12 protein-coding genes are annotated in these 13,248 nt (G+C 63.4%); 4 read left to right on the top strand and 8 right to left on the bottom strand.

The genetic code is table 11. From position 1 onward, the window contains the following. Positions 1–8 precede the first annotated feature (8 nt). Positions 9–449, bottom strand: a complete 441-nt coding sequence (locus ACFQ2F_RS10865) for a BLUF domain-containing protein (protein WP_379089732.1) — start codon at positions 447–449, stop codon at positions 9–11. A gap of 237 nt (positions 450–686) precedes the next feature. On the opposite strand from ACFQ2F_RS10865, the gene ACFQ2F_RS10860 reads away from it, so the two are divergent. Further along, complete coding sequence (locus ACFQ2F_RS10860) at positions 687–1,496, top strand: hypothetical protein (RefSeq protein ID WP_379089730.1); 810 nt, start codon at positions 687–689, stop codon at positions 1,494–1,496. Here ACFQ2F_RS10860 and ACFQ2F_RS10855 read toward each other — a convergent pair. Continuing rightward, positions 1,456–5,163, bottom strand: a complete 3,708-nt coding sequence (locus ACFQ2F_RS10855; RefSeq protein ID WP_379089728.1) for a vitamin B12-dependent ribonucleotide reductase — start codon at positions 5,161–5,163, stop codon at positions 1,456–1,458. The two genes, ACFQ2F_RS10860 and ACFQ2F_RS10855, sit on opposite strands and share 41 nt — an antisense overlap. A gap of 311 nt (positions 5,164–5,474) precedes the next feature. Between ACFQ2F_RS10855 and ACFQ2F_RS10850 the strand changes: the two genes are divergently transcribed. Continuing rightward, positions 5,475–5,858 (top strand): NADH:ubiquinone oxidoreductase subunit NDUFA12, encoded by a 384-nt coding sequence (locus ACFQ2F_RS10850; RefSeq protein WP_379089724.1) that lies wholly within the window; start codon positions 5,475–5,477, stop codon positions 5,856–5,858. Between the two features lie 115 nt (positions 5,859–5,973). Then, positions 5,974–6,417 carry a DUF2155 domain-containing protein gene (locus ACFQ2F_RS10845; RefSeq protein ID WP_379089722.1) on the top strand — a complete coding sequence of 148 codons (444 nt, stop codon included), beginning with the start codon at positions 5,974–5,976 and terminating at the stop codon, positions 6,415–6,417. Here the strand turns inward: ACFQ2F_RS10845 and aat are convergent. The 6 genes from aat to ACFQ2F_RS10815 all read right to left on the bottom strand — a co-directional run bounded on the left by aat (position 6,327) and on the right by ACFQ2F_RS10815 (position 11,849). Continuing rightward, positions 6,327–7,022: a leucyl/phenylalanyl-tRNA--protein transferase gene (aat, locus tag ACFQ2F_RS10840; protein WP_379089720.1), complete on the bottom strand. Its 696-nt coding sequence runs from the start codon at positions 7,020–7,022 to the stop codon at positions 6,327–6,329. The genes ACFQ2F_RS10845 and aat overlap by 91 nt on opposite strands. Positions 7,023–7,044: 22 nt before the next feature. Then, positions 7,045–8,388, bottom strand: coding sequence for an acetyl-CoA carboxylase biotin carboxylase subunit (gene accC, locus ACFQ2F_RS10835; protein WP_379089718.1), 1,344 nt, complete (start codon positions 8,386–8,388; stop codon positions 7,045–7,047). A 9-nt stretch (positions 8,389–8,397) separates the two neighbouring features. Further along, entirely contained in the window at positions 8,398–8,886 is a 489-nt protein-coding gene (gene accB / locus ACFQ2F_RS10830; protein ID WP_379089716.1) for an acetyl-CoA carboxylase biotin carboxyl carrier protein, read from the bottom strand. After that, on the bottom strand, positions 8,886–9,338 hold the full coding sequence (gene aroQ / locus ACFQ2F_RS10825; RefSeq protein ID WP_379090686.1) for a type II 3-dehydroquinate dehydratase: 453 nt from the start codon (positions 9,336–9,338) through the stop codon (positions 8,886–8,888). Before aroQ ends, accB begins: the two co-directional genes overlap by 1 nt. 217 nt (positions 9,339–9,555) lie before the next feature. After that, the gene (locus ACFQ2F_RS10820) at positions 9,556–10,392 is read right to left on the bottom strand and encodes a DsbA family protein (RefSeq protein ID WP_379089715.1); all 837 of its coding nucleotides are present in this window, start codon (positions 10,390–10,392) and stop codon (positions 9,556–9,558) included. A gap of 29 nt (positions 10,393–10,421) precedes the next feature. Beyond that, the gene (locus ACFQ2F_RS10815; RefSeq protein ID WP_379089714.1) at positions 10,422–11,849 is read right to left on the bottom strand and encodes a M48 family metalloprotease; all 1,428 of its coding nucleotides are present in this window, start codon (positions 11,847–11,849) and stop codon (positions 10,422–10,424) included. A gap of 261 nt (positions 11,850–12,110) precedes the next feature. Here ACFQ2F_RS10815 and ACFQ2F_RS10810 point away from each other — a divergent pair, with 261 nt between their 5' ends. Then, positions 12,111–13,229: an aminotransferase class I/II-fold pyridoxal phosphate-dependent enzyme gene (locus ACFQ2F_RS10810; protein ID WP_379090684.1), complete on the top strand. Its 1,119-nt coding sequence runs from the start codon at positions 12,111–12,113 to the stop codon at positions 13,227–13,229. Positions 13,230–13,248: the final 19 nt, after the last annotated feature.

The following is a 13,248-nucleotide window of genomic DNA, read 5'->3' as shown; positions in this document are numbered from 1 at the left end:
CCCTCCAATCAGACATGCGTCTCGCTCAGGGGAGGGCTCGTGACCATGTCTGCCATTGTGGCAAGGAGCGACCGTGCCGCCTGGCCATCGGAAGTTTGGGGCAGGTGCATCGCAAGCTGCGAGATAGCATCTCTCGCCGAGGCATCGCCCGTAAGATGCCGCATGGACCAGCGGCCGAATTGTCGTTCGGCGATCTCTCCTGCGGAGAGGATCGTCAAACGCTCATGGCGCGGGTCCCGGCAGATCTGCTGGTACAGCGCCTTCACACGATCCTCCTCGCCCTCCAGGACTTGCGCGAAATAACGATCCGTTGACAGCAGCGCGCCCGTGATGTGCCGCTCGGCATTGTTGCGGCGGGCGGTCAGCAGGATCTGCCGCAATTGGTCTTGCGGATTCGTATCGCTGTCGGAGAGACGGGCGTGGCTGAAATAGGCGAGCCTGTAGAGCATCGGCGTATCCAGATCGAAGGGTTGTTGCGAGGGTCCGGAACGCGCATAGGTTTAGGCGAAGAACGCTTAGGAAGTCTGAAGATCGCCCTTAAAGAACGCGACACGCAATGATAACGGCTCCAAAGAAAACGGCGCCATGAGCCAAGCCCATCGCGCCGTCTTCGATCTCAGGTTTTCGCCGACCGCTATTTCTTTGCGGTCGTCTTCCGGGCTGCCGGCGTCTTCGCGGCGCCGGTCTTGCGCGGCGTCGACTTCTTGGCGGCGGCCGTGCGCGTGGTGGGCTTCTTGGCCGCCGGCTTCTTCGCCGTGGTCTTCTTGGCCGTCACGGGCTTGCGGGCTGAAGAGCTCGCAGCCGGCTTGCGTGCCGTAGACGTTCTGCGCGACGTGGTCGTGCTTTTGGCAGCAGTCTTCCGTGCGGCAGGCTTCTTCGCTGCCGTGGTCTTGTTGGCGGTAGACGTCTTGCGCGCGGTTGTCGTCTTCTTGGCCGCGGCAGGCTTCCGGGCGGTCGCCGTCTTGCGGGCTGCCGGCTTCTTGGCGGCAGTGGAGCGGCTCGCAGGCTTCTTCGCTGCGGGCTTCTTTGCAGCAGTCGTCTTGCGCGCCGTTGTCGTGCTCTTGGCCGCCGTCTTCCGGGCGGCGGGCTTCTTCGCGGCCGTGGTCTTCCGGGCCGTTGTCGTTTTCTTCGCTGCGGGCTTTTTTGCAGCAGCCGTCTTCCGCGCCGTGGTGGTGCTCTTTGCGGCTGTCTTCCGCGCGGCCGGCTTCTTGGCGGCGGCGGGCTTCTTGGCCGCAGTGCTGCTGCGCGTTGTGGTGGTCTTCTTCGCGGCCGGCTTCCGTGCCGCGCTGCTGCGGGTCGCAGGCTTCGTCGCCGCAGCGGCCCGGGTCGTGGTCTTCTTGGCCGTGGTGGCCTTTGCAGACGTCTTGGAAGCCGGCGATTTAGCCGCCGGCTTCTTCTTGGTGGTCTTCTGTATGGCCATCGAGTGGGCCCTCCTATCGAGGTCTCTGACTGGTTCTACGAACAGCCACTCGTTCCGCCACAAGTATCGCATTTGAGACAGGTGCCATTGCGGACGAGTGTGAAGTTCCCGCATTCAGAACACGCTTCACCTTCATAGCCCTTAACGCGCGCTTCGGCGATAAGGTCCGTCTCGCCCCGCTGCTCGGCGAGAGCTTCGACAGCTCGCGCCACGTAGTCGGAGTCCGGCGTCGATGGTGATGTCTCGGATGCGGGCGAGGCTGCAGCGCCAGTGACCTGGGCGTTGGCCTCTTCTTCAGTGTCGCTCCTGAGTGCATGGGCCTGTTGCCCTTTTGCCTGGAGTCGGCCCCCACGCCGGAACTCGCTGAGACGTCCGCGTGTGAAGCCTGGTGAGACGAGAGCTTCTGTCGTCTGCGCGTCGCCGTCCTCGTCGCTCGAACCCAGCGTCGTGCTGCCGATCTCTGTGGGATCGACATGCGCCAACTCGTAGCGACCCAGATAAGAGACCGCAAGCTCTCTGAACAAGTAATCAAGAATCGAAGTGGCATTCTTGATCGCTTCATTACCGCGAACCAGACCCGCCGGCTCAAAGCGCGTGAAGGTAAAAGCATCGACAAACTCTTCCAACGGCACGCCATACTGCAAGCCAACCGATACCGCGATCGCGAAGTTGTTCATGAGTGAGCGGAAGGCGGCGCCTTCCTTGTGCATGTCGATAAAGATCTCACCCAAACGTCCATCGGTGTACTCGCCAGTTCTTAAGTAGACCTTATGACCGCCGACCACGGCTTTCTGCGTGTAGCCCTTGCGGCGGTGGGGCAGGCGCTCGCGCTCGGCTTGAACCCGCGCGCGTTCGATGATGCGCTCCACGACCCGCTCGGCGACGACGTTCGCCCGCTGCGCGCCCGGCTGATCGGAGGCCATCTCCTGGATCGCCTCTTCCTGCTCGTCCTCGTCGTCGGCGAGGAGCTGCGCGTTCAGCGGCTGAGACAGCTTTGAGCCGTCGCGGTAGAGCGCGTTGGCCTTCAGCGCCAGCCGCCAGGAGAGCATGTAGGCCTCCTTGCAGTCCGCCACCGTCGCATCGTTCGGCATGTTGATGGTCTTGGAGATCGCGCCGGAGATGAAGGGCTGGGCCGCCGCCATCATGCGGATATGGCTCTCCGCCGATAGGTAGCGCTTGCCCTTGCGGCCGCACGGCGTGGCGCAGTCGAACACCGGCAGGTGCTCGTCCTGGAGGCCAGGCGCGCCCTCAAGCGTCATCGCCCCGCAGACATACTCGTTCGCCGCCTCGATCTCCCTGCGCGAGAAGCCGATCTCGGCGAGCAGATCGAAATCGGGCGCGTTCAGGCGCTCCGCCTCGAGCCCGAGGGTCTCGGTGCAGAACTCTTCGCCCAGCGTCCACTTGTTGAAGACGAACTTGATGTCGAAGGCCGTGCCGACCGCCTTCTCGACGATCTCCAGCTTGTCGTTTGTGAAGCCCTTAGCGGCCAGTGTCTCGTGATTGATGTGCGGCGCACCCTTCAGCGTGCCGTAGCCCACCACGTAGTCGATGATCTCCTTGCGATCAGCCTCTTCGTAGCCGAGCACCCGCAAAGCCTCCGGCACCATCCGGTTGATGATCTTGAAGTAGCCGCCGCCGGCGAGCTTCTTGAACTTCACCAGCGCGAAGTCGGGCTCGATGCCGGTGGTGTCGCAATCCATAACCAGGCCGATCGTGCCGGTCGGCGCGATCACCGTGGCCTGTGCATTGCGATAGCCGTGGGCCTCGCCGAGCGCCACCGCGGCTTCCCAGGCGCGGACCGCCTCTTCCATCAGGGCAGGCTGCGGGCAGCTGGTGTGATCCAGCGGCACGGGCCGCGTGGCGAGCGCTTCGTAGCCGTCGTAATCGCCACGAGCTGCCCGGGCGTGATTGCGCATCACCCGCAGCATGGCGTCGCGATTGTCGCCATAGCCGGGGAAGGCTCCGAGCTCCTTGGCCATCTCCGCGCTCGTCGCATAAGCCGTGCCGGTCATGATGGCGGTCAGCGCACCGCAAAGGGCGCGGCCTTCCTGGGAGTCGTAAGGAACGCCCGAGGCCATCAGCAACCCGCCGATATTGGCGTAGCCGAGACCCAGCGTGCGGTACTCGTAGGAGAGCTGCGCGATCTGGCGCGACGGGAACTGCGCCATGGTCACGGCGATCTCCAGCACCACCGTCCAGAGCCGAATGGCGTGACGGTAGGCCTCGATGTCGAAGCTGCCGTCCTTCTTCCGGAACATCATCAGATTCAGCGAGGCGAGATTGCAGGCCGTGTCGTCCAGGAACATGTATTCCGAGCACGGATTGGACGCGCGGATGTCGCCTGCGGCGGGGCAGGTGTGCCAGTCGTTGATGGTCGAGTGGAACTGGATGCCGGGATCGGCGCAGGACCAGGCCGCTTCGCCGACCTCTTCCCATAGCTCCTTCGCCTTCACCGTCTTGGCGACGCCGCCGTCCTTGCGGCGGATAAGATCCCAGTCGCCGTCGGCCTCGACCGCATTGAGGAAGTCGTCGGTCACGCGCACCGAGTTGTTCGAGTTCTGGCCGGAGACCGTCCGATAGGCTTCCGAATCCCAGTCCGTGTCGTAGGTCTGGAATTCGATCGAGGTGTAGCCCTGGCGGGCGAACTCGATAACCCGGCGGATATAGTTGTCCGGCACCTTCAGCTTGCGCGCGGCCTTCACCTCGCGCTTCAGGGCGGGATTGTGCTTCGGGTCGAAGCACTGATTGTCGTCGCCCTCGCAATTCACGCAAGATTTCAGGATCGCGTTGAGGCGCTCAGACAAAACCTTGGAGCCGGTCACCAGCGCGGCCACCTTCTGCTCCTCGGTGACCTTCCACTTGATGAAGTCCTCGACGTCCGGATGGTCGATATCGACTACCACCATCTTGGCCGCGCGCCGCGTCGTGCCGCCGGACTTGATGGCGCCCGCGGCGCGGTCGCCGATCTTGAGGAAGCTCATCAGGCCGGAGGACTTGCCGCCGCCGGAGAGCGGCTCGTTCTCGCCGCGCAGCGCCGAGAAGTTGGAGCCGGTGCCGGAGCCGTATTTGAACAGGCGCGCCTCGCGCACCCACAGATCCATGATGCCGCTGTCATTCACCAGATCGTCGTTCACCGACTGGATGAAGCAGGCATGGGGCTGGGGATGTTCGTAAGCGGATTCGGATTCCTTCAGCTCGCCGGTGCGGAAATCGACATAGAAGTGACCCTGCGCCGGACCGTCGATGCCATAGGCCCAGTGCAGCCCGGTGTTGAACCACTGCGGGCTGTTCGGCGCGCCCATCTGCATGGCGAGCATATAGCGGTGCTCGTCGAAGAAGGCCTGCGCGTCCTCCTCGGAAGAGAAATAGCCGCCCTTCCAGCCCCAATAGGTCCAGGTGCCGGCGAGCCGGTCGAAGACCTGGCGCGCATCCGTCTCGGAGCCATAGCGCTCGTCCTCGGGAAGGGCGCTAAGCGCATCCTCGTCCGGGACCGACCGCCACAGCCAGGACGGAACGTCGTTCTCCTCGACCTTCTTCAGACGCGCAGCGACGCCCGCTTTGCGGAAATACTTCTGGGCGAGGATATCGGCCGCCACCTGGCTCCAATGAGCCGGCACGCCGAACTTCTCCAGCGAGAAGACCAGAGAGCCGTCCGGATTGCGGATCTCGCTCGCGCTATCCCTGAACTGGATGGCGTCGTAAGGCGATTGGCCTCCTTGCGTAAAATGTCTGTCGATCCGCATCTCTTCTCCCCCGGATGTATGTGCGATCAGTCGAGCCGCCCACGCTGAGTCGATTCGGGCTCCGTAGCAAGCGGAACCCTAGATGTAGTATGGGACAGTTAACAATCCACAACAACTGTGGATGAGCGGCAGCATTGGGTACTGCATCCGGTCACAACTATATGGTGATTCTGACCCCCGGCCGCGAGTCCCGGGGCGCGTTTTCCGGGCGTTTCCGGGCAGGGGCCGAGACAGCCTGGCACTGGACGCATTTCGCCTTTGCCGCCATAGTCCGTGTGAACAAATCACCTCTCAAAGAGACAGCGCGACCTATGGCACTTTTCGAAGAGCTATTTGCCTGGTGGACCGGCAATACGATCGGCACACGGCTCTTTACCTGGCGCTTCGGCAACAAGGTGGGCACCGACAGCTTCGGCAACACCTATTACGAGGACAAGACCGGCGCCCGCCGCTGGGTGATCTACGACAAGGTGGCCGATGCGAGCAGCGTGACGCCGGCCTGGCATGGCTGGCTGCACCACACCGTCGACGTGCCGCCCACGGAAGAGAACTACGAGCCGCGGGCCTGGCAGATGCCGCCTCAGGCAAATCTCACCGGCACTCCGGCCGCTTACCGCCCGCCCGGCAGCACATTGCGGCCCGTGGGCGAGGAGGGGCCGCCGACCCGCGCCTACGAACCATGGCAACCAGAATAATGGCAGCCTGAATGAACAGCCGCGCGCCACGGCCTCGTCACTTTCATCGATCATTCGGAGCGGAACTTGTCAGGGAAGTGGACGGAAACGCTCCCGTCCGTATAACTGCCTCTTCATGAGCCACCTCACGCGAATCGTCGGAATGTCGGGCCGCAGGGCCGTCCTCGCGCTGTCAGCCTTAGCGCTGCTGCTGGCGTCGGCTGTGGGCGCGAAAGCCGACGTGATCGAGAACAAGATCGCAGTGTTCGCCGCCCTCGATAAGGTGACGGGCCGGATCTCACATCTGGAGATCCCCATCAACGAGACGGTGAAATTCGGGGCTCTAAGAGTGACGCCGCGGGTCTGCCATACGCGCCCGCCGACCGAGCAGCCCAAGACGACCGCCTTCGTCGAGGTGGACGAGACCAAGCTCTCCGGCGAGACCAGCCGTATCTTCACCGGCTGGATGTTCGCCGAAAGCCCCGGTCTTCACGCCGTGGAGCACCCGGTGTTCGATGTCTGGCTGACCAACTGCAAGATGCCTGAAGGCGACATGTCGCTCGACAACGAGGAAAACTGACCCTCGCCGTCGGACAGCGCATCTTCCAGCAATCTCTGAAAATCCTCGCGGTCGACCTCCACGGTGCCGAAGCGCGCCAGATGGTCGGTCACGAACTGGGTGTCGAGCAGGGTGAAGCCGCCGTATTTCAGCCGCGCCACCAGATAGACCAGAGCGATCTTGCTGGCGTCCCGCTCCAGGCTGAACATGCTCTCGCCGAAGAAGGCGCGGCCGAGATGCACTCCGTAGAGCCCGCCGATCAGCTTGCCGTCCCGCCAGACCTCGATGGTGTGGCAATGGCCGAGATCGAACAGATCGGCATAGAGGGTGCGGATGCGCTGGTTGATCCAGGTGCTGCGGCGGCCGGGCCTGGGCGCGGCGCAGCCTTCGATCACCGCTTCGAAATCGTTGTCGACCTTGATCTCGAAATCGCCCCGGCGGATCGCCCGCGCCAGGCTGCGGGGCACATGTACGTTGTCGAGAGGCAGGATCCCGCGATGCTCGGGCTCGATCCAGTAGAGGGCGTTGTCTCTGGCGCTCTCCGCCATGGGAAAGATCCCGCACGCATAGGCCTTCAAAAGGACCTGCGGCGTGATCTCGATCATAATGTCGTCGAGCGTGGCCATCGCCTCTCCACCACCTCGAGGATTACGAATCTTGTGCGAGGTAATCCTCTAGCCAATGAATATCATACATTCCATCGGCGATGGCGGGTTCTGCGAGAAGCGCGTTAAAGAGAGGTATCGTCGTGTCGATCCCGTCGACAACGAACTCGCCCAGCGCCCGCTTCAGACGCATCAGGCATTCGTTGCGATTGCGGGCATGCACAATCAGCTTGCCGATCATGCTGTCGTAATAGGGGGGGATCGTATAGCCGGCATAGGCGCCTGAATCGACGCGCACCCCAAGTCCGCCCGGCGGGTGGAAATGGGTGATGGTACCGGGAGAGGGGCGGAAGGTCCGCGCATTCTCCGCATTGATTCGGCACTCGATGGCGTGGCCGTTGAATTTGATGTCGTCCTGGGAAATCGTCAGCGGCGCGCCAGCGGCGACCCGGATCTGCTCGATCACCAGATCGATCCCCGTGATCATCTCGGTGATCGTGTGCTCCACCTGAAGCCGGGTGTTCATCTCGATGAAATAGAACTCGCCGTTCTCGTAGAGAAACTCGACCGTGCCCACGCCCTTGTATTTCAGCTTGCGCATGGCCGCGGCGACCGTCTCGCCGATCTCCTGGCGCTGCTCTTCGTTAAGGGCAGGGGAGAGAGCCTCTTCCCAGACTTTCTGATGGCGGCGCTGCAACGAGCAGTCGCGCTCGCCCAGATGGATCGCGTTGCCCTTGCCGTCGCCCAGCACCTGCACCTCGATATGGCGCGGCTTGGCGAGATATTTCTCGATATAGACCGTCGCGTCTCCGAAGCTCGCCTGGGCCTCGGTCCGCGCCGTGGCCAACGCCAGCTCCAGCTCGCTTTCGAACATGGCGACCTTCATGCCGCGGCCGCCGCCGCCCGAAGCCGCCTTGATCAGCACCGGATAGCCGATGTCCTTGGCCAGCCGGCGCGCCTCGTCATAGTCGGAAACGGGACCGTCGGAGCCCGGGACCACCGGGATGCCGAGCTTCAGCGCGGTCTCCTTCGCGGCGATCTTGTTTCCCATGAGCGAGATATGCTCAGCCGACGGGCCGATGAAGTTGATCTCGTGCTCTTCCAGAATCTCGGCGAACCGGGCGTTCTCGGCGAGGAACCCGTAGCCAGGATGCACCGCATCCGCGTTGGTGATCTCGCAGGCCGATACGATATGCGGAATGTTGAGGTAGCTGTCCTTGGCCGAGGGGCCGCCGATGCACACGCTCTCATCGGCCAGCTTCACATGCATGGCGTCGGCATCCGCGGTGGAGTGCACCGCCACGGTGGAGATGCCAAGCTCCTTGCACGCCCGCTCGATACGGAGGGCGATCTCGCCCCGGTTTGCGATCAGAATCTTGTCGAACATCGGGACCCGCTAATTGGATTCGATGACGATGATCGGCTCGCCATATTCGACCGGGTGGCCGTCCTCCACGAGAATGGCGATGACCGTCCCCGCGTGAGGGGCCGGGATATGGTTCATCGTCTTCATGGCCTCGATGATCAAGATGGTCTGACCGGCCGTGACCCGGGTGCCCACCTCCACGAAGGGCGGCGCGCCGGGCTCCGGCGCCCGATAGGCAGTGCCGACCATGGGAGAGGTCACAGTGCCCGGGTGCGGCCCGGCGCTCTCCGACTTGGACGACTTATCGGATTTTGCCGACGCTTCGCCGCCGCCGGCCGGAGGCGCGTAGCCGCCGGCGATGATGGTCTGATTGCGGGCGACACGGATGCGATGCCCCTCGTGCTCGATTTCGATCTCGGTGAGCTCGGTTTCCGTCAGAAGCTCCGCGAGTTCCTGGATAAAGGCCTTATCGAAGGCTCCCGTCTTCTTTGACTCGGGCGTTTTTTTTTCGTCCGCCATTACTTCTTCCCGCCTTCACCGATCATTGCGGCGAGAGCCTCGATCGCGAGCTCATAGCCTTTCGGCCCAAGTCCGCAGATGACGCCCTCCACCCCTTTGGAGATATATGAGTGCTGCCGAAACGGCTCCCGGGCAAAGACATTGGAAAGATGCACTTCCAAGCTCGGCACCGGCACCGCGAGCAGCGCGTCGAGCAACCCCACAGATGTATGCGTGAGGGCGCCCGCGTTGACAATAAGCCCGCTGGCGTTTTCGCGCGCCTCCTGGATCCAGGTGATCAGATCGCCTTCGTGATTGCTCTGGCGAAAATCGACGCCGAGCCCGAAGGTCTTCGCCTTCGCCTCGCACACGGCCTTGAGATCGTCCAAGGTCTCATGGCCGTAGATCTCCGGCTCGCGCTTGCCCAGCAGATTGAGGTTTGGGCCGTTGAGTATGAAGATCGGCTTGACCATGGGCGGGCAAACACCTGGCAATTGAAACAGTAACGCGAGAAAGACCGCCGCCATTCGGGCAGCTCAAAACCTGCCCAAGCGGTGCCGCCGGGCAGAATAGGCCGCGGCTCTTTAGCAAATTTCTTGTAAGGCCGCAAAGCGAGAGGCGCCAGACCGTTTCCGCCTGGCGCCCCCAAAAAGACCGCGAACTGTGCAAAGAGTCGTTAAGCCGATGCAATCAGCAGGTCGTCGTGCACCCGTTCTCGCGGATCTTGGCGACATTCGCCTCTAGCTGCTCGAACAGATCGTCCGGCGCACCGGCGATCATCTCGTCGCCGACCAGATAGAGCGGCGTGCCCTGAAGGCCGATCGCCTGAGCGATCTTCATGTTCTCCTCAAGCGCCGCGTCGACCTTGTCGCTTTCCATGTCCTCTTTGAGCTTCTCGACATCGAGGCCCATGTCTTTGGCGATGGCCAGCGCCTTGCCCTTATTCGCCTTGCCGGGATCGTTGTAGAGGCGTTGGTGCATCTCGAAATACTTGCCCTGTTCCTTGGCGGCGAGCGCGGCCCGGGCGGCGTCTTCGGAATCCTCGCCGAAGATCGGCAGCTCCTTGAAGACGACGCGCACCGTGTCGTCCTCTTCCGTCAGCTTGACGACGTCGGGCAGGGCGCGCTTGCAGAAGCCGCAATTGTAATCGAAGAACTCGACCACCGTGACGTCGCCGTCCGGATTGCCGCCCACATAGGAGTAGTCGGAGCGGAAGATCTCGTCCGCGTTTTCCCCGATGCCCTGCTTCTGCTGCTCGGCCTGGGCTTGCTGCTGGCGCTCGTCCAGCTCCTGGGACATGTCGACCAGGATCTCCGGATTGTTCACCAGATAGTCGCGCACGACGGCGATCACCTGGGTACGGGTGCCTTCGTCGCTCATGTCGAGCCCGGACACCTGGCCAGCCTCGGGGCTGTCGGCATACTCGACGGAGCCGCCCGGGGCGAAGATCAGGAGCCCGGCCGCCGTCACCGCGGCGGACACGATCGCTGCCACCAGGGCGGCGAGGAGGCCTGTTCTTGCGGTCATCTATGTTCTCCTAAAAGACGATTGGCGTCTTAGTTGGTTTTGGGGGGCTGGAAGGCCAGGATATCGTCGGCCTGGATCCAGTTGGGGGTACCTTCGATGAAGGCCGTCTTGGCCCGCTTCGCCTGCATCTTGGCGAGGTCGAGCTGCCCTTCATAGAAATAGGCCTCCGCGGAGGCAAGGTCGGCGCGGGCCAGGAAATCCCTGCGTGCCTGGGCCGGCACCATCTCCGCCTTGCGCCCGTAGGCAATGGCGAGCTGCCGGTAACCGGTCGAGGAGCTGCGCTCCCGGGCCAGCGCAAATTTCAGATGCTTGACCGCCTCGTCCACATTGCGCGGGCCGGACGCGCTGAGCAGCGCCTGGGCCAGCATCACCCGGATCAGAGGCTCCTCCGGCGCCAGCTCCACGGCCTTCTCTAGATCGGGAATGGCTTGCGATGCCCGGCCGCTTTCGAACAGGAACTGGCCACGGATCTCGTGGAAATAGGGCCAGTCCGGCTGAGCCTGCACCAGCGCATCGAGCAGCGGCATGGCCGCATCCACGCCCTTGTCCCGATAGGTCGCGATAGCCCGCGCGTAATAGGACGGGAAGCTCCGGTCCGATTTGGGATATTTGTTGAAGACCACCTCGGGCTTCTCGATGAACCCGACGAGCTTTGCCCGCACCAGATCGTGCCGGAACTGGAGCTCCTGTGGGTCCTTCTTGTCGTAGTAGGGGCTGGACGTGACCAGGCCCCGAAGCTGCGACAGGCGCTGAGCGGGCAGGGGGTGGCTTTGCATGAAGGGGTTGATGCCTTCCACCCCGAGCAGCTTGCGGTTCAAGTACTCGAAGGATTGCAGCATGCCCTTGCCCGATTGCTGGGTGGCGTTGAGGAAGGTGACTGCCGCCTGGTCGGCGGAGGATTCCTCATCCTGGCGATAGGCCAGTACCGAGCGCATCATCGCTTCGGTGCCGCCGAAGGCGATGCCGGCGCCCGCCTGTCCGATATTGCCTTCGCCCGCCACAGCGCCGGCGGCCATGGCCGCAAGCCCCAGAAGCTGCAGCATCAGGGCCGTGGACTTGGCCTTCGCCATCTGGCTGCGCAGCCGGGCCAGATGCCCGCCGGTGATATGACCGCTCTCATGGGCGATAACCCCGATCACCTGGTTGGGCGTATCGGCCATCATGATGGTGCCGGCATGGATGAACATGTTGTGGCCGTCGACGACGAAGGCGTTGAACGCCCGGTCGTTGACGAGATGGATCTCAATGCCTTGGGAGCCGAGGCCGGCGGCGTTGAGGATCGGCTTGGCGTAGTCGCGGATCAGCGTCTCGGTCTCCGCATCGCGGATCAGCCCGGCCGCGGACGCAGCATTGGTCACCGCCGACGAGAAGACGAGCGTAGCGGCCAGCAATCCCGTTGCTGCGGTCTTAGCCCATCTGGAGAAGCTCATCTTGGTGGTTCGAACCGGCGCAGTCATTGTCCGGAATATGCTAAGCGTTTGCGATCAATAGCCAAAGACGGGTATCGCACAGGGATAGCCTTCCGGCCAATCCACTTCCGTCGTACATCACCCGGAATTGAACGAATGTTCCGGGCGGAAAACTTTGGCGGAAACGTTGGAAAGACAGCTTTGATGCGATCGCCCACCTCACCGACAGATGATCGCCCCGAATGGGGCGACAGCGTGACGGGACCGCAACCGGCCTCGGCCCGAAGCCGCATCGATCCCTTCATCGTGATGGATGTGATGCGTGAGGCCAATGCGCGGGTCGCCCGTGGCGACGACATCATCCACATGGAGGTGGGCCAGCCCGCGACGCCTGCGCCGAAAGCGGCACTTGCCGCGGCCGAAGCGGCGCTTCGCTCCGACAAGCTCGGCTACACGGACGCTCTGGGCATCCCGGCCTTGCGGGAGCGGATCGCCGCCTTCTATGGCGAGCGCTATGGGGTGAGCGTGCCGCCGGAGCGCGTCGTGGTGACCGCGGGCTCCTCGGCCGGCTTCATCCTCGCTTTCCTGGCCATTCTGGAAGCAGGCGATAGCTTCGGCCTGCCAAACCCCGGCTATCCCTGCTACCGCCATATCCTCAAAGCGCTCGGCGCCGAGGCGAGGCTGATCGCGCCGGGCATCGACGACCGCTGGATGCCCCATGCCCGCCATGTCGAGGAGCTGAAGCGGGAAGGCGCGAAAGGGCTTCTCGTGGCAAGCCCCAACAATCCCACAGGCACCATGGCCGTGGACCGCCGGATCGGCGAGATCGCGAAGGCTTGCGCGCGGGAACGCCTGTGGCTGGTCTCCGACGAGATCTATCATGGCCTCGAATACGACCGCCCGGCCGAGACGGCGCTGGCCGCGAGCGGGGAGGCCATCGTCGTGAACAGCTTCTCGAAGTATTTTTCCATGACCGGCTGGCGCATCGGCTGGCTGGTGGTGCCGGAGGATCTCGTGCGGCCCATCGAGCGGCTGGCCCAGAATCTCTATATCTCCACCTCGGCCATCGCCCAGCACGCCGCACTCGGTGCTTTCGATGGAATCGAGGAGCTGGACGAGACGAAGGCCGTCTATGCCGCCAATCGCGCGCTGCTCTTGGAGGAGCTTCCGAAGGCGGGCTTCAAGGACATCCTGCCCGCCGATGGCGCCTTCTATCTCTACGCGGATACCAGCGAGATGGCCGACGACAGCCGCGCTCTGTGCCAGGCCATGCTGGACCGCACCGGTGTCGCCGCCACGCCCGGTCTCGATTTCGATCCGGAGCAGGGCCACCGCTTCGTGCGATTCTCCTACGCGGGATCGCTCGATGAGATGCGCGAGGCGAGCCGCCGCCTGAAAGCCTGGCGCGAGTCGGGCCAGGGCCGCTAGCCGGCTCGGGACGCCTTCG

Source organism: Methyloligella solikamskensis (assembly GCF_042676065.1).
In the GTDB taxonomy this organism is placed as follows: Bacteria; Pseudomonadota; Alphaproteobacteria; order Rhizobiales; family Methyloligellaceae; genus Methyloligella; species Methyloligella solikamskensis.
This window is presented reverse-complemented; position numbering and strand designations above follow the sequence as displayed.

Bases quoted from the DNA above. Each gene is read 5' to 3' on its own strand.
- ACFQ2F_RS10865 (WP_379089732.1), bottom strand. From the start codon at position 449: ATGCTCTACAGGCTCGCCTATTTCAGCCACGCCCGTCTCTCCGACAGC.
- ACFQ2F_RS10855 (WP_379089728.1), bottom strand. From the start codon at position 5,163: ATGCGGATCGACAGACATTTTACGCAAGGAGGCCAATCGCCTTACGAC.
- ACFQ2F_RS10850 (WP_379089724.1), top strand. From the start codon at position 5,475: ATGGCACTTTTCGAAGAGCTATTTGCCTGGTGGACCGGCAATACGATC.
- ACFQ2F_RS10845 (WP_379089722.1), top strand. From the start codon at position 5,974: ATGAGCCACCTCACGCGAATCGTCGGAATGTCGGGCCGCAGGGCCGTC.
- aat (WP_379089720.1), bottom strand. From the start codon at position 7,022: ATGGCCACGCTCGACGACATTATGATCGAGATCACGCCGCAGGTCCTT.
- accC (WP_379089718.1), bottom strand. From the start codon at position 8,388: ATGTTCGACAAGATTCTGATCGCAAACCGGGGCGAGATCGCCCTCCGT.
- accB (WP_379089716.1), bottom strand. From the start codon at position 8,886: ATGGCGGACGAAAAAAAAACGCCCGAGTCAAAGAAGACGGGAGCCTTC.
- aroQ (WP_379090686.1), bottom strand. From the start codon at position 9,338: ATGGTCAAGCCGATCTTCATACTCAACGGCCCAAACCTCAATCTGCTG.
- ACFQ2F_RS10820 (WP_379089715.1), bottom strand. From the start codon at position 10,392: ATGACCGCAAGAACAGGCCTCCTCGCCGCCCTGGTGGCAGCGATCGTG.
- ACFQ2F_RS10815 (WP_379089714.1), bottom strand. From the start codon at position 11,849: ATGACTGCGCCGGTTCGAACCACCAAGATGAGCTTCTCCAGATGGGCT.
- ACFQ2F_RS10810 (WP_379090684.1), top strand. From the start codon at position 12,111: ATGGATGTGATGCGTGAGGCCAATGCGCGGGTCGCCCGTGGCGACGAC.